Source organism: Cupriavidus sp. HMR-1 (assembly GCF_000319775.1).
In the GTDB taxonomy this organism is placed as follows: Bacteria; Pseudomonadota; Gammaproteobacteria; order Burkholderiales; family Burkholderiaceae; genus Cupriavidus; species Cupriavidus metallidurans.
This window is the reverse complement of the sequence record NZ_ANKP01000124.1, coordinates 1-21,818: the sequence shown is the minus strand read 5'-3', so window position 1 is coordinate 21,818 and position 21,818 is coordinate 1. Positions and strand designations below refer to the sequence as shown.

The following is a 21,818-nucleotide window of genomic DNA, read 5'->3' as shown; positions in this document are numbered from 1 at the left end:
TCGCCCCGCCGCCCGTGGTCAGCGCGCCGGCCCAGCCACAGGAGTTCACCGCATCCCCGGCACAGCCGGTGCCACCGCCGCCTCAACACGCGCCTGCGCAAGGCCCGGTTGGCGAGAGCCTGGGCGCGAAGGACTAAGCTTGTTGGATGCCAATACGTTTCAGAGTATTGCGTACTGTTTGAGTATCTTGCGTCTGTTTACGGCACTCGTCCGTTCTGTGAGCCCCGTAACATCGTATTAAAAGCGCCAAACTTGCGTGGTTGTCTGGGTTCTAATCCGTACATGCCCAACGTGATGAAAAGGAGCACAGACATGCAACGCAATCACAAGACGCACGCACTCAAGCAGTTCATCGCGGCTTCGGCCGTATTCCTGGTCGCCGGTGGCGCCTTTGCCCAGACCGCAGCGCCTGCGCCGTCCGACGGCCCGCAAGGCATGCCCATGCACCGCATGGGTGGCCCGGGCGAGCATCGCGGCGGAGACTGGCTGATGAAGCTGGCCGATACGGACAAGGACGGCACGATCTCGAAGGCCGAGTTCGATGCGCTGTTCAACAAGATCGATACGAACCACGACGGCAAGCTCGACAAGTCCGAGCTGGCGGCCTTTCACAAGGCAATGTGGGAGCAGCGTCGCGCCGAGATGAAGGCTGATTTCGAGGCCAAGTTCAAGGCCGCTGACAAGAACAACGACGGTGCGCTGACCCGCGACGAGTTCAAGGCGGCCTTCCCGCGCATGGCAAACCGTTTCGATCGGATTGATGCCAATCACGATGGCAAGGTGACGATGGCCGAGATGGAAGCCAGCATGCAGAAGATGCACAAGGAACGTATGGACCGGATGGAGCGCCGCGGCCCTGGCGGTCCGGGCGCCGCGCCGGCGCCTGCAATGCCTTCGAGCGGCGGCAACTAAGCCAACTTTCACCGGCAGACGAGCGCGACCTTCGGGTCGCGCTTTTTTTTCGTGGTCGAGCCTCATGAAAGATCATGGCACCATCCTTGCCTGTGCAATCTAGTGCATTTCATCGGCGTATTTGGCCCGTGATAGCGGGTATCGCATCAAAAAAATTGCGCATTTGTGCACGACTTGTTAAATTTGCGCAAAAAAATTGCCGACAAACATATTGCGGAGCAACAAAACGTGAGCAAGGTGGAGCTGGACAAGATCGACCGAAAGATCCTGGAAGTCCTGCAGACCAATGGAAGGCTGACGAACCTGGAAGTGGCGGAGCGCGTGAATCTGTCGCCAAGCCCTTGTCTGCGTCGCATCCGTCGTCTGGAGGAGATTGGCGTCATTCGCCAGTATGCAGCGCTGCTGGAGCCCAACAAGATCGGGCTGGGCCTGCTCGCCTATATCAACGTCAGGCTGGAAAAGCAGGGGGGCACCCCGAAAGGCAAGGCGCCGCTAGACCTCTTCCGGGCGGCCATCCAGACGTGGCCCGAAGTCGCGGCCTGCCATGCCATGACCGGCGAGATGGACCTGCTGCTCAAGGTATATGTCGAGGACATGGAACACTTTGCCCGTTTCATGCAGGAGCAACTGCTTGCGCATCCTTCCGTGATCGACGTGCGTTCGAGCTTCGCGCTCGAATCGATCAAGGACACCACGGCGCTGCCAGTGGCTGGCAACGCCTGATCGGCTGGCTGAACGCCATGCCAATGCAAACGGCGCACCGCCAGGGTGCGCCGTTTGCATTTCCGGGCTAGCGTGTTGGGCGTGCTAGCGCAGAGTGTGTCAGACCGTGTGTTTCTGCGGCACTAGCGAACGCCAGAAGCGCAGGCCGAAGCGGCGGGCATCGCGCAGATTGCGACGCATCATGTAGTCGAGGTCGGCAACCTGCTCATCAAGCGCTTCAGTCAGACGACTCACGGTGTCGGCCGGTGTCAGTTCCAGGTACGCATCGGCTTCACCGTACGCATACTGCACCTTCATGCCGGCCTTCTTGGCGATGTGCATCATCGCCGCGTTGCGCGACAGGCAGTGCATGTAAAGGGTACGCACGCTGGTATTGCGCCCGTGGATCGCGGCCCGCTCGAACAGCGCGCTACCGATACCGCGGCCACGCGCGCTCTTGGAGACCGACACGCCAAATTCGGCGACGCGGCCCTGCGCGTTGTCGCGCAGGTTGGCGAAGTGGCCCACGCCGATCAGTTCCAGGTTCTCGTCGTAGACGCCGAACACGCTGTCGTGGTCGAAGTCGATGCTGTCGACGTATGCCTCGACCACGTGATCACCCACCGACTGGCCAAAACGGAGCAGGCGATCCTCCTCACCCAGGGCGAGGAAATGCTTGAGCAGGCGCGAGCGGTGATGGGCGGCCAGTTCACGAACCAGAACGGTGTGACGTTGGGCTGCCTGGCTTGCTGCGGCTGCACGGCGGAGATCTTCGTCGGTTACGGCTCCGACGGCCTTGCTCAGTTCGAGCGGGTTCACTTTTGTTTCCTTCTTCAGTGATCGGTATAAAAATAACACCGTCGCGGTGGATGCCTGTGCACTTTCGTGTCACGATGCACCGGATCCGGGCAAACACTAGGTTGCTGCGACGCGAAAACTATTGTAGTGGAATTGTCAGTCTCGCGTAAGCTATCCTGCGTCGCAACACACCCAGAAAAGTGTGATATTTCGAAAAATTGAGCCAAATCAACGGTTTGGCTGCGCGATCCTGGCGTCACCAGGGGGCGTGTTGTGGATTTGCTGCAACGCCGCATTCTCCTGCTGCCGGCCACTCGCTGGACCCGTTCGTACCCAGACACCATGACCGAGCCCCCCGTAGTTGTGATCTTCGCGCATCCTTCGCCCCGGCGTTCACGCGTCAACCGTCCCCTTGCTGAAGCGCTGGCGGCGTTGCCCCATGTGGAAGTGCGCGAGTTGTACCGGCTCTACGTCGACTACGACATCGATGTCGTTGCCGAGCAACGCTTGCTGTCCACCGCCGAGACCCTGGTCCTGCAGTTTCCCGTGCGCTGGTACAGCGTGCCCGCGCTTCTCAAGCTGTGGCTGGATGATGTGCTCGAAAGCGGCTGGGCCTTTGGCCCCGGCGGCACGGCGCTGCGTGGCAAGTCGATGCTGGCTGTGGTCAGCACCGGTGGTCATGCCGATGCCTATGGCCCGGAGGGCACCCATGGCCATCCAATCGCCGATTTCCTGCTGCCGCTCGAACAGACCGCGCTGTTGTGCGGCATGACCTGGCTGCCGCCGGTGGTGCTGCATGACGCCGACAACGCCGATAGCGATGCCGTGGCGCTCCATATCGAGCATGTGGCGCGTCATCTGCCGGCGCTACCACTACCCCCTGAAACGCAACAGTGGACCGATGCGGAGCTGGGCGGGGAGGACGCGCCATGAACCAGCACGATTTCATGATTGCGCTGGTTGTCTTCCTGGTGGCGGCAGTGGTGGCCGTGCCGCTGGCGCGGCGATTCGGGCTTGGCGCCGTGCTCGGATATCTGCTGGCGGGTGCGGCAATCGGACCCTTCGCGCTGAGGCTGGTGACCAACGTCGAGTCGATCCTCCATTTCTCGGAGTTCGGCGTTGTCCTGATGATGTTCGTGATCGGCCTCGAACTCGAGCCACGCAAGCTGAAGAACCTGCGCAAGACGATCTTTGGCTATGGCACGGCTCAGATGGCAGCGTGTGCGCTGGTAGTCGGGGGAGCGGCCGCATTGCTGGGCGCGTCGTGGCAGGTCGCGATCGTCGCCGGTCTGGGGCTCGCGCTGTCGTCTACCGCCATTGCCTTTGCTACCCTGGCCGAGCGGAATCTGATGGGCACGCCCGCTGGTGCGGCCAGCTTCGGCATTCTGCTGTTCCAGGATATCGCTGCGATCCCGATGATCGCGCTGCTGCCCTTGCTGGCGATCGACGCCGCCGAGATTGCGCCCCATGGCCCGCCGCACTGGCAAACGGTGGCCAGGGCGGTGGCGGTGCTCGGCATCGTGGTGGTCGGTGGCCGGTACCTCGTGCGGCCCGCATTGCGGTTCATCGCGCGCACGGACATGCGCGAGATGTTCACCGCCTTTGCGCTGCTGCTGGTGGTTGGCATCGCGCTGATGATGGAAGCGGTGGGCGTGTCGATGGCGCTTGGCACATTCGTCGCCGGCGTGCTGCTGGCGGATTCCGAGTACAAACACGCGCTGGAAGCCGACATTGAGCCATTCAAGGGGTTGCTGCTCGGCCTGTTCTTCATGGCCGTCGGCATGTCGATCGACTTCGGCGTGCTCGCCCAGGCGCCGTGGAAGGTACTGGGGCTGGTTGCTGGATTCGTACTGGTCAAGACACTGGTGCTGGCGGTGCTCGCGCCCCGGTTCGGGATTGCGCGAGGCCAGTGGTTGCTGTTCGGGCTCTTGATCTCGCAAGGCGGCGAGTTCGCGTTCGTGGTGTTTTCGGTGGCCGACAATGTCGGCCTGCTGACCGAGCATATGCACGCGCTGCTGGTCCTGATCGTGGCGCTGTCGATGGTGGCCACGCCGCTCTTGCTGCTTGTCTTCGATCAGCTGATCGCGCCGCGCCTGCACATCCTGATGCGGAAGCCCGACGATGTGATCCCGCCGCAGCACAACCCGGTAATCATCGCGGGTTTCGGGCGGTATGGTCAGATCATTGGTCGCTTGCTCTATGCGCAGGGCATCGGGGTGACCGTGCTCGACCATGATCCGGACCAGATCGAGTTCCTGCGCCAGTACGGCTTCAAGATTTTCTACGGCGATGCCACGCGAGTGGACCTGCTCGAGGCAGCCGGCGTGGCGGAGGCGAAGATTCTGGTCGTGGCGATCGATGGCATGGAAGACAGCCTCGCCTTGATCGACCGCGTGCGTGAGCGCTGGCCGGAGTTGACGATCTGTGCCCGGGCACGCCATGTGTCGCACGTCTACCAGCTCAAGGACCGGGGTGTTGGCATCTACGAGCGTGAGATGTTCGAGGGGTCGCTGATGATGGGGCGCCGCGTGCTGGAAGGCCTCGGCTTCGACCCCGCGGAAGCACGCAACGTGGCGCTTCGGTTCCGCCGTCACAACATCCAGGGGATCGACCGGTTCTATCCGTACTACACAGACCAGAAGAAGCTGACGTCCCTGACCAAGCAGGCGCGAGACGAGCTCGAGGAAATGTTCCGGCAGGATCGCGAGCAGCGGCGCAAGCGCGAGGAGGCCGAGTGGTCCTGATGGCGGGCGCTGTCGCTGGGGCGCGTTATCCGGTGATGCCGGTCCCGCGCGGGGTCAGGCCGCCTTCGAGGAGGTCGACCACCATCTCCGCGAACTGGGCGTATGACAGCTTGCCGCCGGGCTTGAGCCACGTGAACGTCCAGTTGATCATGCCGAACACCGTCATGGTCAGCGCGGTCTGGTTCTCAGCCGTGACTCGGTCCGGATAGGCAAGGCGCAGCAGGCGAGTGAAAGCGGCCACCACGTCGCGCTCGCGCTTGAGGATCTGATCGCGCTGTTCTTCAGCCAGGAACTTCACGTCGTTGATCAGCGCGATATGGCGTGTCTGCGACGTTTCGTATTCGGCCAGGAAGGCGCGCAGCAAGTGCCCGAACGTCTCCCGGCTGTTCAGCCCGCGCCGAGCGCTATCCGCTTCCACCTCGCTGACGATCTGCATGAGCTGACACGTGTAGCGGTCCAGCAGGTCGAACAGGATCGCCTCCTTGCTCTCGTAGTAGTGGTACAGCCGGGCTTTCGACGTGCCGCACGCGGCGGCCAGATCGGCCATCGACGTGCTCGGGTAGCTGGTGGCCGCGAAGGCAGCCGCTGCCAGGTCAAGGATTTGTTCTCGTTGCGCCTCGAAATCGGGCGCTTTGGTTCTGGCCATATGGCTCCGAAATGTTCGCCGGGAGGGCGATCGGGGGTCGCTGGGGTTTGCTGGGTCGATTAAGAGACCGGGTTCACGCGTCGTCGTCGGCGAGGCTGTTGCGACGGAGCTCGCAGGTGTCGAGTGCCTCAGGGTTACCGCGCAGCACGAGCTGGCCGGTGCTGACCAGCTCACGGCAGCGCCAGAACACGAACCAGTCGCTGGCCAGCAGCCCTTCGATGGCCCCCATCACGCTGCCCACCACTTGGGCGGCCGGTGTCCACTCGGCAGGGGCTCGCTCCAGGATCACGTCGTCGACGGTGTGGTAGGCCGCTGGCACCAGCGTGTTGCCTTTCCACAGCCGCACGTCGGCATTCTCCTTGACGTTCTGCTGCCACTCGTAGCCCAGCCGGCCCAGGCGCAGCACCGAGACCGGCGCGATGGTCGAGAACCGGCGCGCCAGCCTTGCGGCCGAATACATGCCGATGGCGGTCAGGCTGCCATGCGTGGGCGTTTCCAGCTCGCGCAGGTCCATCGCCACCTCGTTGATCCGCTGCGGCGTCTGATAGAGATGAAAGACCACGCGGCGCAACATCAACTGGTCTGACGCGCTCTGACCGTGCCAGATCGCCACCTCCATGTCGTCGCGGCGCAGGGCCTGGAACTGATCCAGCGCCTGGCGCATCTCGGCGGCGAAGTCGATATCGGAATGGGGCGCCACCCGCTGCCAAAAGCCGGAGCGGATCAGGCCGGTACTGTCGATATCGGCAATGGGGCCGACGGCGAGGTCGTCACGGAGGACGACAACCGGATCGGGACGGGCCGCCTGGGCCAGAGCCTGGCGCAGCGTGGTGCCCGCGACATCGCCGTTGACGACATGGATATATTGCATGACCGTGATTGTATAGGGTGCGACGGATCAAGCCTGTCCCCGCCATTGTAATCACGGCATGTGGTCAGTCGCGCATTGGCGGCACCCCGGCGTGTGGGATTTCCACCATATGCGCGACGCCTAGCGCTCGTCGTAGCTGACCACCACGCGCGGCGTCACCGCCCGGGCCTGACAGGTCAAGACAAAGCCCTTTTCCATCTCCCACGGCTCGAGCGTGTAGTTCTTCTCCATTTCAACCTCGCCCTCGAGCACTTTCGCCCGGCAGGTGCAGCAGACCCCGCCCTTGCAGGCGTAGGGCAGATCGAGGCCGGCCGCCAGCGCGGTGTCGAGCACTTTGGCATTGCCAAGCGGCAGGCGCATCTTGTGCTGCTTGCCGTCCAGCACCACCACCAGTTCGGCCGTGCCGGTCTGTCCTTCGAGCGAAACGGGTGTCTCGCGCCGTGGGCCGAGTGGCACGCCGAAGCGCTCGGCATGGATGCGGTGCGGGTCGAGGCCAGCTGCCTTGAGCGCCTCCTCCACCTCGTCGATCATCGACGCGGGGCCACACACGAACGCGGCGTCGATGTCGTCGATCGGAATCAGTGAGCCAAGGAACCGGCCCACGCGCTCGCGATCCAGGCGGCCATGCAGCAGATCGACCTCCTGCGGCTGGCGCGACAGCACGTGATAGAGCGTGAAGCGCGACAAATACTGATTCTTCAGGTCCTCGAGCGCTTCGGAGAAGATGATCGTGTCGACGCTGCGATTGCCGTAGACCAGCGTGAAGCGGCTGTTCGGTTCCATGGCAAGCGTGGTGCGGATCAGCGATAGCACCGGCGTGATGCCGCTGCCGGCGGCGAAGGCCACGTAATGACGCGACGTGGCCGGGTCCAGCGGTACATGGAAGCGTCCATCAGGTGTCATGACGTCTAGCGTCTGTCCGGCTTCGACGTTGTCGTGGACCCAGGTCGAAAACACACCATCGTCGACGAGCTTGACCGCCACGCGCAGTTCGCCGCTTTCAGCGTAGTCCTGCACGCCACTGCAGATCGAGTACGAACGGCGCACGTCGTTGCCGCCGACCGGCGCCTTCAACGTGAGGAACTGGCCTTGGGTGAACCGGTAGGCATCCCGCAGGGCGTCAGGCACATCGAATGCGATCGACACCGTATCGGACGTCTCGGGACGAACCTGCGCCACGCGCAGCGGATGGAACTGTGGGGTCATGGCCGGTGGGGGTCAGTAAGGTTTGAAATAGTCGAACGGCTCACGGCAGTCCAGGCAGCGGTAGAGCGCCTTGCACGCCGTGGACGCAAAGCGCGACAGCTCCTGCGTATGGGGGCTGCCGCAGCGCGGGCATGTCACGGCGTCTTCGGACTGGGCCCGTGGCACGAAGCGCAGCGGTTTGGCGTTATCCGGCGGGGCATCCGTGACGCAGTGCCCGGGCGGGGCGATGCCAAAGGCGCGCAGGCTGGCGCGGCCGGATTCGGTGATCCAGTCGGTGCTCCAGGCGGGCGCCAATACTGTGAGCACGCGCCAGGGGGCGACCCCGGCGGCCTCGAGCGCGCGGCCCACGTCTTCTTCGATCTGCGACATCGCCGGGCAGCCCGAGTACGTCGGCGTGATCACAGCTTCCAGCGTCAGTCCATCGTCGCCCAGCCGTACGTCTCGCAGAATGCCGAGGTCGCGGATAGAAACGACCGGGATTTCGGGGTCTGGCACGGCCTCCAGTGCCGCGCGCGCGCAGGCGAGCCGATCGTCGGGTGTATCGGCCCTTTTCCCCGAAGGCGTCGAAAATGTCGGCGCGAACGGGGATGTGGTGGCATCACGGGCGGGGGTGTCGCGCATGGCTTCGATCCCTGGCTTACCACTGCGCGCCGGGATGGGCGCGCGCGAGGCCCTGCATCTCGGCCAGCAGATAGCCCATGTGTTCCGAGTGCACGCCCTGCTTGCCTGTCGAGAGGAACGCGGACTCGGCCGGCAGGCGCAACGTCGCCTCTTCGAGTGTGGCGCGTACCGTGGCGTCCCATGCATCGCGCAAGTCGGCGGTCAGCACGCCGATGCCTTGCTCTGCGGCTTCCCGCTCGATCGGATCGGCGGCGAAGCACTCGTTCATGTACGGCATCAGATGTTCGAGCGCGCGTTGCATCCGGAGGTGAGACGTTTCGGTGCCATCGCCAAGCCGCACGACCCAGCCGGCGGCATGGTGCAGGTGGTAGCGCGCTTCTTTTACCGACTTGGCGGCGATGGCGGCGAGCTCGGTGTCGCGGCTGCGCTCCAGCGCGGGCCACAACTCCACCATCAACGCGCCGAACAGGAAGTTGCGCATGATGGTGATGGCGTAGTCACGATCCGCGCGTGCAGTGCCGGCCAGCGGTCCGTGGTGCGGCAGTTCCAGCAGCGTCCAGTTGTGAAACTCGCGCTCGGCACGCCAGTAGGCGTAGTCGTCTTCATGCCGGGTGCGGCCGGTCAACTGGCCTTCGAGCACGCCGGCGTGGCTGTAGAGCAGCCGGGCCTGCCCGATCAGGTCGAGACTGATGTTGGTCAGCGCGATGTCTTCCTCTAGCGCCGGGCCGTGGCCACACCATTCGGCATTGCGCTGTCCCAGGATCAGCGCATTGTCGGCCAGGCGGAGCACATACTGCAGCGGCGCGGTGCGTGCGAGAGGAAGGCCGGCCAATGCGGCGTCGCCGTTGGCGGCGGCAGTGATGGATGAATTCATGTCGCCGGCCTTACATGTGGTTCACTTCTTCGGGCAACTGATAGAACGTCGGGTGGCGGTAGATCTTGTCGGCCGCCGGGTCGAACAACTCGCCCTTCTCGGCAGGCGCGCTGGCCGTAATCGCCGACGATGGCACCACCCAGATCGACACGCCTTCCTGCCGGCGCGTGTAGACGTCGCGTGCCATGAGCAGTGCTTGCTGCGCATCGGCGGCATGCAGGCTGCCGCAGTGCTTGTGTTCCAGGCCCTGTTTGCTGCGGACGAAGACTTCCCACAGCGGCCATTCCTTTTGCGTCATGTCTGTCTCCTCTTGGCGTTCAGGCTGCTTTGGCGTCGGCCTTGCGACGTGCCTGTTTTTCGGCGTGAGCCAGTGCGGCTTCCCGTACCCAGGCGCCGTCGTCATGTGCCTTGACGCGTGTGGCCAGGCGCTCCCGGTTGCACGGGCCGTCACCGTTGATCACGCGCCAGAACTCTTCCCAGTCGAGCGGGCTGTAGTCGTAGTGGCCGCGCTCGGCATTCCATACCAGGCCGGGATCGGGCAACGTCACGCCGAGCACCTTGGCCTGCTCGACGGTGGCATCGACGAACTTCTGCCGCAGGTCATCGTTGGAAATGCGCTTGATGCCCCAGGCCATGGTCTGAGCGCTATTGGTAGATGCGGAGTCGGGCGGGCCGAACATCATCAGCACCGGGAACCACCAGCGATTGACGGCGTCCTGCACCAGATCGCGCTGCGCTTCGGTGCCACGCATCATCGCCAGCAACGCGTCGTAGCCCTGGCGCTGGTGGAACGATTCTTCCTTGCAGATGCGGATCATGGCCCGCGCATACGGCCCGTATGAGCAGCGGCACAGCGGGATCTGATTCATGATCGCGGCGCCGTCGACCAGCCAACCGATGACGCCGACATCCGCCCAAGTCAGCGTCGGGTAGTTGAAGATCGACGAATACTTGGCGCGGCCCGCGTGCAGCGCATCGACGAGGTCGTCGCGCGAGGCATTGAGGGTTTCGGCCGCACTATATAGATAGAGTCCGTGGCCGCCTTCGTCCTGGACCTTGGCCAGCAGGATGGCTTTGCGCTTCAGCGACGGCGCGCGGCTGATCCAGTTGCCTTCGGGCAACATGCCGACGATTTCGGAATGCGCATGCTGCGAGATCTGGCGGACAAGGGTCTTGCGGTAGGCGTCCGGCATCCAGTCCATCGGCTCGATCTTGCCGTCCTCGGCAATGCGGGCATCGAACGCGGCCTGTTGATCGGCGAATTCCGGGGCGATGGGCGCCACTTGCGGTGCCTGGCCGGGCAGGTCGAGGCTCTGTGTGTACATCACGTCTCCTTGACGGGGCGTCTGCTGCGACGGGCCGACTCGTGATTTGTGATCTGGGTGCTTGGGTCGGTCGGGCTTGCTCACTATATATATAAACCGACCGGTCGGTCAATTTAAAAGACTATCCGATTGGCGAACGATTTCAGAATCACGCCGTCACGTGAGGCACGCGCCACGTGTAGTATGAAAATTCATCTCTTTACTGGAGGGCAATGCAATGGCGAGCAAGGCTTACAGCAAGATCGTGGTGGCGGTAGATGGAAGCAGCACCTCGGATCTGGCATTGCAGGAGGCGATTCGTGTGGCGGGGGGCAGCGGGGCGACGATTCTCGCGCTCTATGTCGTCGACAATGCCATGGTGCTGTTCGACGCCGGGTACTACGATCCGTCGCAGATCGAACGCGCTTTCGTGGAAAGCGGCACCCGAGCCCTCGAGGCCGCCAGCAAGTTGCTTGGCGATGCCGGGGTGAAGTTCGAGACGAAACTCGTCACGGAACCTGCCGTGGCCGGCGACATAGCTGGGTCGATCAACGCTGCGGCCAGTGAGTGGGGCGGCGATTTGCTCGTCATCGGTACACACGGCCGACGCGGCGTGCGCAGGCTCGTGCTCGGCAGCGTTGCCGAAGCCGTGATTCGTCAGTCGACCATGCCGGTCTTGCTGGTGCGCGGGACGTCGTCAGAGCAGTAACAAGCCAGGCGCGCGAACGTTCAGCCGGCGAAGCGGAAGTGTCCGCCACGCAGCATGATTTCGCGCGCTTCGGTCAGCTCAAACATGCTGTGCGCCAGTTGCTCGATGCGCGCGCGGTTGTTTGTGAAGGCGCGCACCAGATCCTCTTCGCGCGGGGAGCGCGCGCCGCAGTAGGCCTCAAGCGCCTCGGCCGTGACCGAATACTGCGAACGATTGCCGTTGACGGTGGCCGGGCAGGAGAGCGTCAGACTGGCGCCACAGTACGTCGGGTTGCTGTTCGGGAACGTGATATCGACCATGGCGCACCTCGTCTTGCCGGGAACGGGGAAACGGCGAATATCCTTTTAATATAGGTAACTGCAGCCGTCCGGCAACCCTGAGCGAGCCCGAATTTCTCCTTTTGGTCGATCGCATCAACTGGCGCGCAAGCTGCTCCGCCGGGAGCGGCTGCCGTGCTCGTGCGCTGCGGCCAGTGCGCTCATCTGGGCAACGGCTTGATGCGCGCTGTCGACATGGGCATTGGCGTACGCCGCTTGTTCGACCAGGAACTGCTCGAATGCCGTGGTGGCGAGTGGAGACGGTCCGATCCAGTCAGGCGCGGAGGGGGCTATCGCATCAATCCGCCCTGGTCGTGCCGCAACCTCCGCCAGTCGTACCTCAAGTGCCGATAGCAGGGCCTGAACCCCGGGACCCGGGGGTTGGTCGACACTTCCCGATTCCGCGCTGGCCCGAATCAGCCCGGCCAGAGAAGCCATGCGCCGCGCCGTGTCATGCAGCGACGTGTGGGCCGCCGTCAGATCGGAGGCGAGATCACCGGCGGACTGGGACAGCGTGGCTTCGGCGCGAGATGATGCACGGCCCGCCGCCACGCGCAGGGCCTCGAGCCGCAAATGGGACGGCGTGAGTGTGCGCGAGGCGCGGCTCGCCGCGCGCAGGTAGACGGCGTTGACCGCCAGCGCGTCAATGCTGTGGCGGAAGACCCGCGATAGCTCGGCACGCGGTGCCAGTATGTAGTAGCTAGCCAGTGCGATCAGACACCCGATCGCGGTATCGAGCCCTCGCATCGCTGCGACCTGGCTGCTGCTCGATGTGGGTTCACCGAGCCAGGAGAAGAGAATGACCGCTGGTGTGAGACAGAAGGCAAAGCCCCCGGGGTTGCCCGCCAGCCGCGCAGCATAGGCACCCGCCAGGAAGAGGGCGCTTAGTCCCAGCACCGGCGCGGGTGTTGGGTGCAACAGGCTGATCGCGCAGGCGAGCAGGGCACCGGCCAGAGATCCGGCAAATCGCAAGAACGAGATCTGGCGAGTCGTCTGCAGCCGCGGACTCAACACCATGATCACGGTGACGGCCACCCAGTAGCCGTGATCGACATGCCAGATCTGCGCGGGTAGAAGACTCAGGCCGCCGGCGAGCGCAAGGCGCACCGCGTGCCGGGTGACGCGAGTGTCGCGCGCGGCCAGATCCGCCAGCATGAGACCGAGACGATCGATCAGGCTGGCGAATCCGCTGTTTGGCCAGGAGAAGCCTTCGCGCCAGCGATCGAACGCAGGAAACTGCGCAAGCGCAGCCAGGGCCGATTGATATGCCGGAGGCGTGCTGGCATGGGTACGCCGGGCAGCCAGTTCACGCAGGTCCCGGAAGAGCATGGCCGTCAGAGCGGGAAGGTCCGGGCCGTGGCAGGACAGGGCTTGCAGAACCTGAGCGTGCATGTCGGTCAGCCGGCTAGCCGCGCAGGCCAGTGGCAACGCATGGCCGACGCCCAGCCTTTCGCGCAATTCGCCGGCAACAATCAACAGCGCGAATATCGCATCGCCGACCGCGATGGCGTAGGCGTAGTGCAGGAGCGCAACGGGATCGGCCAGGCCACGTCGGCTGACTAGCGCCTTGCGCGCCGTTTCGATGCAAAGGCGAATCTCCTGCTTGTGCGGTGTCATATCCAGCGAGCGCGCTCCTGCGAGCGCCACCGCGAATCGGCGCAGTGCGTCGTAGATAGCAATGATCTCAGTCCGTGGGCGTGTCTCGCGATCCGAGGGGATCAACACAAGACTGACCGCGCAGGCGAACAGGCCGCCGCGAAGAAAATCCAAGCCGGCCATCCAGGCATGAATGGAGGCGGATGGCCCTGACGCTGGCTGCAGGCACGCGGCGATCAAGACTACGTAGAGGAGCTTGAACCACAGCGCGGTGGCGGGACCGCGAACCTCCGACAAGCCGGCCACAAGACCCGCGGCCAGCACGAACGCCAGCGCTGCTAGCGGCGAGGCATGGAGGCTCGCGCCGATCACACTGACGGCTGCGCCACCAATCCCTACAGTTGCCAGTCCACGAATACGGGCGGCGGCGGTGCCGGGGCGATCGGCAAGGCAAGTCCAGATGGATGCCGTGGCCGACCAGATGTAGCCACTGTCCCCAGTCAGCCAGGCCGTACCGGCGAGCGTGAGAAATGACAAGGCGTAGATCGCACCGCGCCGTAGAAAGGCGGCGTCAGGCCAGTAGCGGAGGTAGTGCAAGGCGGGGCGCATCGAGCAGGCGGGGGCGGCTGAGTGGTATCAGGGTCAGTACCGATGCCACTGTACTTGCCAGCTTGCTGCATCGCAACAAATCTGATTTGAATCAGGGGCTGGCGCGCAAATCGTGCATTGTTGCACCGCAAGTGGGATGCGCGGTGCATGACGGTGCGTGCTCCATATTCCTCATATGGACCGAAGGAAACAGTCCAACTGATCCACGATTCCCCAAATTTTGGGCAAAAAAAACCCGCGCAGATGATGCGCGGGTTGGAATCCACCGAGGTGGTGGAGGAGACAGACTTCACTATACACGACTTGTTGCGTCGCACCAAGCGTCCTTTTGCGAGATGTTCGATGACCGCACAAGCTCGTTGTGGTCGTACAACGACTAGCGGAAAAGATAGGCAATCCAGACAGCCGCAACGAGTCCAACACCATCTGCAAACAGTGCGCAGGCTAGTGCGTGCCTTGTATTGCGCACATTGACGCTACCGAAGTACACCGCAAGCACATAGAAGGTGGTTTCCGTCGATCCCTGGATAATGGCTGCGAGCCGTGCCTGGAAGGAGTCGACGCCATAGGTTGTCATCACGTCGACCATTAGCCCCCTGGCACCAGCCCCGGAGAGGATCTTCATGAGACCAACGGGCAGGGCGGGCACGAAATCGGTATTCATGCCGAGCCACTGAAATACGCTCGTAAGCGCCTGCATCACCACATCCATGCAGCCTGTGACACGAAACAGTCCGATGGCCACGAGGATGGCTACCAGGTAGGGAATGATCTGCACCGCCACGCCGAACCCTTCCTTGGCGCCATCGATAAACGCATCGTAGACATTGATGCGGCGCAGTGCTCCAGCGACCAGGAAGAGGGTGATCAGTGAAAGGATTAATCCACTGCCGGCCAGGGCGGTGAGCTTGCTGACTTGATCTGGTGGAGCATGTCGCAGCCAGAAGAACAGGGCGCCAAGCAGGCCGCCGATGAGGCCAAACGTGACCAGTACGGCGGGTTTGAGCAGGTTGAGCCGTTGAACCCAAGCCACTGCCAGCAAACCGGCCAGGCAAGACACCGCCGTGGCAAGCAGCGTCGGCAGAAAAATATCCGCGGCATTGAAGCCAACCAATCCCTGCTTCACAGCCATGGCCTGCCGGATGGCGATCACCGACGTCGGAATCAGCGTCAGCCCCGCCGTGTTCAGCACAATGAACATGATCTGGGCATTGGTGGCGGTGCCAGGCTGGCGATTTAGCGATTGGAGCTCGCGCATCGCATTGAGCCCAAGTGGAGTGGCGGCGTTATCGAGCCCCAGCATATTGGCGGAGATATTCATCATCATCGCGCCTTGCGCCGGATGGCCCTGCGGCACGCCGGGGAAGAAGTGGCGCAATAGTGGATTCACCAGTCGGGCGAACATATCCACGGCGCCGGCGCGCTCGCCGACGCGCATGATGCCAATCCACAGGCTCATCACTCCGGCCAACCCAAGCGAAATCTCGAAGGCAGTGCGCGCGCTGTCGAACAGGCTAGCCAGCATGGCGGGAAACACCGCGGTGTCGCCGCCAATCAACCGCACACATGCGGCAACGAAAGAAACGAGAAAGAATCCGAGCCAGACGAGGTTCAGTGCCATCGGCGAGAAAAGTGGCAGTAAGAAGGCTTCGCCGTTCCACCGGCGAAGCTTCGCATCATAGCCCGACGCCGATCAGACTTAGGCGATATCGGCGCCACGCTTAGCCAGCAGGTCTCGAAGGATCGACCTGTGGCAATGGGCTTCGTTCTCGCAATAGCAGCCGAGTGAGAAATTGGTCTGATGGGATAGCGCCGCCAGCAGATCCAAGGTGCGACTCGCGTCCGGTTCGGCCATCTGCGACCGGAAATGCCTGTCGAATGCGCGCCAGGCCTTGTCGTCTGCCGCTGCTTGCGCTTCCGCGACCAGATCGGCGGAGGGTGAAAGTACCGGGTACCACACATCGTAATAGTCCCTGCTGGCGAACTCCGCCTTGGGGACACCTCGTGGTGGCCGCCTCACGGTACCGATGCGCAGGCCTTCATCCGCTGCGCGGGGTGTGCCAAGCCTGACGATACGAATGCTCATCTAGTTGTCCCCACTTTCGCCGGAATCCCCTACCGGGGAGTCTGGCGCCTGAACCCATGGTGTCACATGCCTCTATATATATGATGCATTCACCGTTGGGCCGACGATTATGGCGATGGCCAATCAGGCCTTGAAAGGGCCTTTTTAGATATTTTCAGAAAGTGCTTGCCAACCCTGTGGGTGTCCCGTACTATTCGCCCCCTCGCAACACGAAACGCACTGCAAACGCAGTAGCGACAAGGGTTGCGGGGCGGCAGTGGGTTGGAGTTGCGAAGGGATGCAGCGCTGACCGGCAGAAAAAAGTTCTGCAAAAACTGTTGACGAAACGCTGAATGCTCTGCATAATCTCGTTTCTCCGCTGCAACGAAATGACGGCAACGTCAGCGAGGCAGCGACAGCGAACCGGCAAAGCCGGGCGCTGAGGTTCTTTAACAATCAAACAACCGATAAGTGTGGGCGCTTGATGGCGAACGCCACGGTGACTTCGGTCGCTGTGATGCTTCAAAAGTTATCAGTGCTCGCACAGTAAAACATGTTGGTTGGGTTCTTCGGAGCCTGGCCAGTCAGTTTTCTGAGAGTGAGCGACCGCTCGAAAGAGCGAGGTGCTTCGGCACCACACAGAGATTGAACTGAAGAGTTTGATCCTGGCTCAGATTGAACGCTGGCGGCATGCCTTACACATGCAAGTCGAACGGCAGCGCGGACTTCGGTCTGGCGGCGAGTGGCGAACGGGTGAGTAATACATCGGAACGTACCCTGTTGTGGGGGATAACTAGTCGAAAGATTAGCTAATACCGCATACGACCTGAGGGTGAAAGTGGGGGACCGCAAGGCCTCACGCAGCAGGAGCGGCCGATGTCTGATTAGCTAGTTGGTGGGGTAAAGGCCCACCAAGGCGACGATCAGTAGCTGGTCTGAGAGGACGATCAGCCACACTGGGACTGAGACACGGCCCAGACTCCTACGGGAGGCAGCAGTGGGGAATTTTGGACAATGGGGGCAACCCTGATCCAGCAATGCCGCGTGTGTGAAGAAGGCCTTCGGGTTGTAAAGCACTTTTGTCCGGAAAGAAATCGCGCTGGTTAATACCTGGCGTGGATGACGGTACCGGAAGAATAAGCACCGGCTAACTACGTGCCAGCAGCCGCGGTAATACGTAGGGTGCGAGCGTTAATCGGAATTACTGGGCGTAAAGCGTGCGCAGGCGGTTTTGTAAGACAGGCGTGAAATCCCCGGGCTTAACCTGGGAATTGCGCTTGTGACTGCAAGGCTAGAGTGCGTCAGAGGGGGGTAGAATTCCACGTGTAGCAGTGAAATGCGTAGAGATGTGGAGGAATACCGATGGCGAAGGCAGCCCCCTGGGACGTGACTGACGCTCATGCACGAAAGCGTGGGGAGCAAACAGGATTAGATACCCTGGTAGTCCACGCCCTAAACGATGTCAACTAGTTGTTGGGGATTCATTTTCTCAGTAACGTAGCTAACGCGTGAAGTTGACCGCCTGGGGAGTACGGTCGCAAGATTAAAACTCAAAGGAATTGACGGGGACCCGCACAAGCGGTGGATGATGTGGATTAATTCGATGCAACGCGAAAAACCTTACCTACCCTTGACATGCCACTAACGAAGCAGAGATGCATTAGGTGCCCGAAAGGGAAAGTGGACACAGGTGCTGCATGGCTGTCGTCAGCTCGTGTCGTGAGATGTTGGGTTAAGTCCCGCAACGAGCGCAACCCTTGTCTCTAGTTGCTACGCAAGAGCACTCTAGAGAGACTGCCGGTGACAAACCGGAGGAAGGTGGGGATGACGTCAAGTCCTCATGGCCCTTATGGGTAGGGCTTCACACGTCATACAATGGTGCGTACAGAGGGTTGCCAACCCGCGAGGGGGAGCTAATCCCAGAAAACGCATCGTAGTCCGGATCGTAGTCTGCAACTCGACTACGTGAAGCTGGAATCGCTAGTAATCGCGGATCAGCATGCCGCGGTGAATACGTTCCCGGGTCTTGTACACACCGCCCGTCACACCATGGGAGTGGGTTTTGCCAGAAGTAGTTAGCCTAACCGCAAGGAGGGCGATTACCACGGCAGGGTTCATGACTGGGGTGAAGTCGTAACAAGGTAGCCGTATCGGAAGGTGCGGCTGGATCACCTCCTTTCTAGAGGCTTGTGTTCACAAGTCAAGCGTTCACACTTATCGGTTTGTTTGCTGTTACAGCCAAGGGTCTGTAGCTCAGGTGGTTAGAGCACCGTCTTGATAAGGCGGGGGTCGTAGGTTCAAGTCCTACCAGACCCACCAAGTTATCGCGCGGGGGATTAGCTCAGCTGGGAGAGCACCTGCTTTGCAAGCAGGGGGTCGTCGGTTCGATCCCGTCATCCTCCACCAGTACCTTGGGGTTGTAGTCAAAGACAAGAATTCAGGCGAGTGCCTGAGTGTTTGTCTTTGGCTGTTGCCAACAGGCGTAAAGCCTGGCTGTTCTTTAACAATATGGGATGTAGTAAAGGTGTCGCGAGCGTTGATGAGACGCTGTAGTACAAACGCGATACCGGGTTGTGATTGTATCAACCAAAATGTATTTAAAGTGATCGAAAGATGACTTGGAATACGGCACAAACGCGAGAACTCAGACCTATGACGGTCGTGTCCTAGAGACACACTCGTTATAGGGTCAAGCGAACAAGTGCATGTGGTGGATGCCTTGGCGATTACAGGCGATGAAGGACGCGGTAGCCTGCGAAAAGCTTCGGGGAGCTGGCAAACGAGCTTTGATCCGGAGATGTCCGAATGGGGAAACCCGGCCCGAATGGGTCATCCCTGACTGAATACATAGGTCAGGGAAGCGAACGCGGCGAACTGAAACATCTAAGTAGCTGCAGGAACAGAAATCAACCGAGATTCCCAAAGTAGTGGCGAACGAAATGGGAAGAGCCTTGTACTCTTTAGCAGCATTGTTAGCAGAACGGGATGGAAAGCCCGGCCATAGCAGGTGATAGCCCTGTATGCGAAAACAGCGTTGTGGAACTAGGTGTACGACAAGTAGGGCGGGACACGTGAAATCCTGTCTGAAGATGGGGGGACCATCCTCCAAGGCTAAATACTCGTAATCGACCGATAGTGAACCAGTACCGTGAGGGAAAGGCGAAAAGAACCCCGGGAGGGGAGTGAAATAGATCCTGAAACCGCATGCATACAAACAGTCGGAGCCTGGAAACGGGTGACGGCGTACCTTTTGTATAATGGGTCAGCGACTTACATTCAGTGGCAAGCTTAACCGATTAGGGAAGGCGTAGCGAAAGCGAGTCCGAATAGGGCGTTGAGTCGCTGGGTGTAGACCCGAAACCAGATGATCTATCCATGGCCAGGTTGAAGGTGCGGTAACACGTACTGGAGGACCGAACCCACTAACGTTGAAAAGTTAGGGGATGAGCTGTGGATAGGGGTGAAAGGCTAAACAAATCTGGAAATAGCTGGTTCTCTCCGAAAACTATTTAGGTAGTGCCTCGTGTCTCACCTTCGGGGGTAGAGCACTGTCATGGTTGGGGGGTCTATTGCTGATTACCCCGCCATAGCAAACTCCGAATACCGAAGAGTGCAATCACGGGAGACAGACATCGGGTGCTAACGTCCGGTGTCAAGAGGGAAACAACCCAGACCGCCAGCTAAGGTCCCAAAGATTGGCTAAGTGGGAAACGAAGTGGGAAGGCTAAAACAGTCAGGAGGTTGGCTTAGAAGCAGCCACCCTTTAAAGAAAGCGTAATAGCTCACTGATCGAGTCGTCCTGCGCGGAAGATGTAACGGGGCTAAGCCAGTCACCGAAGCTGCGGACGCACGCAAGTGCGTGGTAGGAGAGCGTTCTGTAAGCCTGTGAAGGTGTCTTGTAAAGGATGCTGGAGGTATCAGAAGTGCGAATGCTGACATGAGTAGCGATAAAGGGGGTGAAAGGCCCCCTCGCCGTAAGCCCAAGGTTTCCTACGCAACGTTCATCGGCGTAGGGTGAGTCGGCCCCTAAGGCGAGGCAGAGATGCGTAGCTGATGGGAAGCAGGTTAATATTCCTGCACCGTCGTATGATGCGATGGGGGGACGGATCGCGGAAGGTTGTCCGGGTGTTGGAAGTCCCGGTCCCTGCATTGGAGAAGGCGCTTAGGCAAATCCGGGCGCGGAATTCAAGGATGTGGGGCGAGCGGCCTAGTGCTGCGAAGCAATTGGAAGTGGTTCCAAGAAAAGCCTCTAAGCTTCAGTCATACGAGACCGTACCGCAAACCGACACAGGTGGGCGAGATGAGTATTCTAAGGCGCTTGAGAGAACTCGGGAGAAGGAACTCGGCAAATTGGTACCGTAACTTCGGGATAAGGTACGCCCTTGTAGCTTGACTGGCCTGCGCCAGGAGGGTGAAGGGGTTGCAATAAAATGGTGGCTGCGACTGTTTAATAAAAACACAGCACTCTGCAAACACGAAAGTGGACGTATAGGGTGTGACGCCTGCCCGGTGCCGGAAGATTAAATGATGGGGTGCAAGCTCTTGATTGAAGTCCCGGTAAACGGCGGCCGTAACTATAACGGTCCTAAGGTAGCGAAATTCCTTGTCGGGTAAGTTCCGACCTGCACGAATGGCGTAACGATGGCCACACTGTCTCCTCCCGAGACTCAGCGAAGTTGAAGTGTTTGTGATGATGCAATCTCCCCGCGGCTAGACGGAAAGACCCCATGAACCTTTACTGTAGCTTTGCATTGGACTTTGAACCGATCTGTGTAGGATAGGTGGGAGGCTTTGAAGCGTGGACGCTAGTTCACGTGGAGCCGTCCTTGAAATACCACCCTGGTTTGTTTGAGGTTCTAACCTTGGCCCGTGAATCCGGGTCGGGGACAGTGCATGGTAGGCAGTTTGACTGGGGCGGTCTCCTCCCAAAGTGTAACGGAGGAGTTCGAAGGTACGCTTGGTACGGTCGGACATCGTACCTAAAGTGCAATGGCAAAAGCGTGCTTAACTGCGAGACTGACAAGTCGAGCAGGTGCGAAAGCAGGACATAGTGATCCGGTGGTTCTGAATGGAAGGGCCATCGCTCAACGGATAAAAGGTACTCTGGGGATAACAGGCTGATACCGCCCAAGAGTTCATATCGACGGCGGTGTTTGGCACCTCGATGTCGGCTCATCTCATCCTGGGGCTGTAGCCGGTCCCAAGGGTATGGCTGTTCGCCATTTAAAGAGGTACGTGAGCTGGGTTTAAAACGTCGTGAGACAGTTTGGTCCCTATCTGCCGTGGGCGTTGGAATCTTGACGGGGGCTGCTCCTAGTACGAGAGGACCGGAGTGGACGTACCGCTGGTGTACCTGTTGTCTCGCCAGAGGCATCGCAGGGTAGCTATGTACGGAAGAGATAACCGCTGAAAGCATCTAAGCGGGAAACTCGCCTGAAGATGAGGATTCCCTGGAGGCTTGACCTCCTTGAAGGGTCGTTCGAGACCAGGACGTTGATAGGCTGGGTGTGGAAGCGCAGTAATGCGTTAAGCTAACCAGTACTAATTGCCCGTAAGGCTTGATCCTATAACCAGTGTGTTTTACCTGGTGAGTGCGCCTTGTGCCCAGGTGTGCAACACAACCCAATCTTTACTACACCCAGATTCGCCGCGCTGACCTCGGGTCAGCCCGGCAACCCCTCATGCCTGGTGACCATAGCAAGTTGGAACCACTCCTTCCCATCCCGAACAGGACCGTGAAACGACTTCGCGCCGATGATAGTGCGGACTACCCGTGTGAAAGTAGGTCATCGCCAGGCTCTTATACCCAAAACCCCCAGCCCTATAAGCTGGGGGTTTTGCTTT

General features: G+C 60.8%; 17 protein-coding genes, 2 tRNA genes and 3 rRNA genes. 10 read left to right on the top strand and 12 right to left on the bottom strand.

Translation table 11 applies throughout. The features are described 5' to 3' along the window. Positions 1-312 precede the first annotated feature (312 nt). Both D769_RS16575 and D769_RS16570 read left to right on the top strand, forming a co-directional pair. Positions 313-912, top strand: a complete 600-nt coding sequence (locus D769_RS16575; RefSeq protein ID WP_008647121.1) for an EF-hand domain-containing protein — start codon at positions 313-315, stop codon at positions 910-912. 228 nt (positions 913-1,140) lie between these two features. Continuing rightward, positions 1,141-1,635, top strand: a complete 495-nt coding sequence (locus tag D769_RS16570; protein ID WP_008647119.1) for an Lrp/AsnC family transcriptional regulator — start codon at positions 1,141-1,143, stop codon at positions 1,633-1,635. Positions 1,636-1,734: 99 nt separating this feature from the next. Here the strand turns inward: D769_RS16570 and D769_RS16565 are convergent, their stop codons facing one another. Further along, entirely contained in the window at positions 1,735-2,433 is a 699-nt protein-coding gene (locus D769_RS16565) for a GNAT family N-acetyltransferase (protein WP_008647117.1), read from the bottom strand. A gap of 321 nt (positions 2,434-2,754) precedes the next feature. Here D769_RS16565 and D769_RS16560 point away from each other — a divergent pair, with 321 nt between their 5' ends. Beyond that, positions 2,755-3,345 (top strand): NAD(P)H-dependent oxidoreductase, encoded by a 591-nt coding sequence (locus D769_RS16560; protein WP_024569359.1) that lies wholly within the window; start codon positions 2,755-2,757, stop codon positions 3,343-3,345. Further along, positions 3,342-5,156: a glutathione-regulated potassium-efflux system protein KefC gene (kefC, locus tag D769_RS16555; RefSeq protein ID WP_008647114.1), complete on the top strand. Its 1,815-nt coding sequence runs from the start codon at positions 3,342-3,344 to the stop codon at positions 5,154-5,156. Before D769_RS16560 ends, kefC begins: the two co-directional genes overlap by 4 nt. 25 nt (positions 5,157-5,181) lie before the next feature. Here the strand turns inward: kefC and D769_RS16550 are convergent, their stop codons facing one another. From D769_RS16550 to paaA, 7 genes are all read right to left on the bottom strand, one after another. Beyond that, positions 5,182-5,802: a TetR/AcrR family transcriptional regulator gene (locus D769_RS16550; RefSeq protein WP_008647112.1), complete on the bottom strand. Its 621-nt coding sequence runs from the start codon at positions 5,800-5,802 to the stop codon at positions 5,182-5,184. Positions 5,803-5,875: 73 nt separating this feature from the next. Further along, a complete protein-coding gene (locus D769_RS16545; RefSeq protein WP_008647110.1) occupies positions 5,876-6,673 on the bottom strand; it encodes a DUF1835 domain-containing protein in 798 nt (265 codons plus the stop codon). A gap of 120 nt (positions 6,674-6,793) precedes the next feature. Beyond that, the gene (paaE, locus tag D769_RS16540) at positions 6,794-7,879 is read right to left on the bottom strand and encodes a 1,2-phenylacetyl-CoA epoxidase subunit PaaE (protein ID WP_008647107.1); all 1,086 of its coding nucleotides are present in this window, start codon (positions 7,877-7,879) and stop codon (positions 6,794-6,796) included. 12 nt (positions 7,880-7,891) lie between these two features. Then, positions 7,892-8,500 (bottom strand): 1,2-phenylacetyl-CoA epoxidase subunit PaaD, encoded by a 609-nt coding sequence (gene paaD, locus D769_RS16535; protein ID WP_008647106.1) that lies wholly within the window; start codon positions 8,498-8,500, stop codon positions 7,892-7,894. Between the two features lie 16 nt (positions 8,501-8,516). Continuing rightward, the gene (gene paaC / locus D769_RS16530) at positions 8,517-9,374 is read right to left on the bottom strand and encodes a 1,2-phenylacetyl-CoA epoxidase subunit PaaC (protein WP_008647105.1); all 858 of its coding nucleotides are present in this window, start codon (positions 9,372-9,374) and stop codon (positions 8,517-8,519) included. A 10-nt stretch (positions 9,375-9,384) separates the two neighbouring features. Next, positions 9,385-9,672 carry a 1,2-phenylacetyl-CoA epoxidase subunit PaaB gene (gene paaB, locus D769_RS16525; protein WP_008647104.1) on the bottom strand — a complete coding sequence of 96 codons (288 nt, stop codon included), beginning with the start codon at positions 9,670-9,672 and terminating at the stop codon, positions 9,385-9,387. 19 nt (positions 9,673-9,691) lie between these two features. Then, positions 9,692-10,699, bottom strand: coding sequence for a 1,2-phenylacetyl-CoA epoxidase subunit PaaA (paaA, locus tag D769_RS16520; protein WP_008647103.1), 1,008 nt, complete (start codon positions 10,697-10,699; stop codon positions 9,692-9,694). A 217-nt stretch (positions 10,700-10,916) separates the two neighbouring features. On the opposite strand from paaA, the gene D769_RS16515 reads away from it, so the two are divergent. Beyond that, positions 10,917-11,387: a universal stress protein gene (locus D769_RS16515; RefSeq protein ID WP_008647102.1), complete on the top strand. Its 471-nt coding sequence runs from the start codon at positions 10,917-10,919 to the stop codon at positions 11,385-11,387. Between the two features lie 20 nt (positions 11,388-11,407). Here D769_RS16515 and D769_RS16510 read toward each other — a convergent pair whose 3' ends face one another. From D769_RS16510 to D769_RS16495, 4 genes are all read right to left on the bottom strand, one after another. Beyond that, positions 11,408-11,686: a DUF1488 domain-containing protein gene (locus tag D769_RS16510; RefSeq protein WP_008647095.1), complete on the bottom strand. Its 279-nt coding sequence runs from the start codon at positions 11,684-11,686 to the stop codon at positions 11,408-11,410. A 114-nt stretch (positions 11,687-11,800) separates the two neighbouring features. Further along, entirely contained in the window at positions 11,801-13,909 is a 2,109-nt protein-coding gene (locus D769_RS16505; protein WP_035884347.1) for an FUSC family protein, read from the bottom strand. Between the two features lie 376 nt (positions 13,910-14,285). Further along, a complete protein-coding gene (locus D769_RS16500; protein ID WP_008647092.1) occupies positions 14,286-15,530 on the bottom strand; it encodes a spore maturation protein in 1,245 nt (414 codons plus the stop codon). 78 nt (positions 15,531-15,608) lie between these two features. Further along, the gene (locus tag D769_RS16495; protein ID WP_008647090.1) at positions 15,609-15,995 is read right to left on the bottom strand and encodes a DUF488 family protein; all 387 of its coding nucleotides are present in this window, start codon (positions 15,993-15,995) and stop codon (positions 15,609-15,611) included. A 626-nt stretch (positions 15,996-16,621) separates the two neighbouring features. Here D769_RS16495 and D769_RS16490 point away from each other — a divergent pair. The 5 genes from D769_RS16490 to rrf all read left to right on the top strand — a co-directional run bounded on the left by D769_RS16490 (position 16,622) and on the right by rrf (position 21,772). Beyond that, positions 16,622-18,153, top strand: a 16S ribosomal RNA gene (locus tag D769_RS16490). Positions 18,154-18,216: 63 nt separating this feature from the next. Next, positions 18,217-18,293, top strand: a tRNA-Ile gene (locus tag D769_RS16485). An 11-nt stretch (positions 18,294-18,304) separates the two neighbouring features. Further along, a tRNA-Ala gene (locus D769_RS16480) sits at positions 18,305-18,380 on the top strand. 281 nt (positions 18,381-18,661) lie between these two features. After that, a 23S ribosomal RNA gene (locus D769_RS16475) occupies positions 18,662-21,540 on the top strand. Positions 21,541-21,658: 118 nt separating this feature from the next. Further along, positions 21,659-21,772: ribosomal RNA gene (rrf, locus tag D769_RS16470) — 5S ribosomal RNA — on the top strand. The 16S, 23S and 5S rRNA genes sit together here with 2 tRNA genes alongside, the layout of an rRNA operon. Positions 21,773-21,818 lie beyond the last annotated feature (46 nt).

Coding starts and splice junctions, on each gene's coding strand:
- D769_RS16575 (WP_008647121.1), top strand. CDS start 313: ATGCAACGCAATCACAAGACGCACGCACTCAAGCAGTTCATCGCGGCT.
- D769_RS16560 (WP_024569359.1), top strand. CDS start 2,755: ATGACCGAGCCCCCCGTAGTTGTGATCTTCGCGCATCCTTCGCCCCGG.
- kefC (WP_008647114.1), top strand. CDS start 3,342: ATGAACCAGCACGATTTCATGATTGCGCTGGTTGTCTTCCTGGTGGCG.
- D769_RS16550 (WP_008647112.1), bottom strand. CDS start 5,802: ATGGCCAGAACCAAAGCGCCCGATTTCGAGGCGCAACGAGAACAAATC.
- D769_RS16545 (WP_008647110.1), bottom strand. CDS start 6,673: ATGCAATATATCCATGTCGTCAACGGCGATGTCGCGGGCACCACGCTG.
- paaE (WP_008647107.1), bottom strand. CDS start 7,879: ATGACCCCACAGTTCCATCCGCTGCGCGTGGCGCAGGTTCGTCCCGAG.
- paaD (WP_008647106.1), bottom strand. CDS start 8,500: ATGCGCGACACCCCCGCCCGTGATGCCACCACATCCCCGTTCGCGCCG.
- paaC (WP_008647105.1), bottom strand. CDS start 9,374: ATGAATTCATCCATCACTGCCGCCGCCAACGGCGACGCCGCATTGGCC.
- paaB (WP_008647104.1), bottom strand. CDS start 9,672: ATGACGCAAAAGGAATGGCCGCTGTGGGAAGTCTTCGTCCGCAGCAAA.
- paaA (WP_008647103.1), bottom strand. CDS start 10,699: ATGTACACACAGAGCCTCGACCTGCCCGGCCAGGCACCGCAAGTGGCG.
- D769_RS16515 (WP_008647102.1), top strand. CDS start 10,917: ATGGCGAGCAAGGCTTACAGCAAGATCGTGGTGGCGGTAGATGGAAGC.
- D769_RS16510 (WP_008647095.1), bottom strand. CDS start 11,686: ATGGTCGATATCACGTTCCCGAACAGCAACCCGACGTACTGTGGCGCC.
- D769_RS16505 (WP_035884347.1), bottom strand. CDS start 13,909: ATGCGCCCCGCCTTGCACTACCTCCGCTACTGGCCTGACGCCGCCTTT.
- D769_RS16500 (WP_008647092.1), bottom strand. CDS start 15,530: ATGGCACTGAACCTCGTCTGGCTCGGATTCTTTCTCGTTTCTTTCGTT.
- D769_RS16495 (WP_008647090.1), bottom strand. CDS start 15,995: ATGAGCATTCGTATCGTCAGGCTTGGCACACCCCGCGCAGCGGATGAA.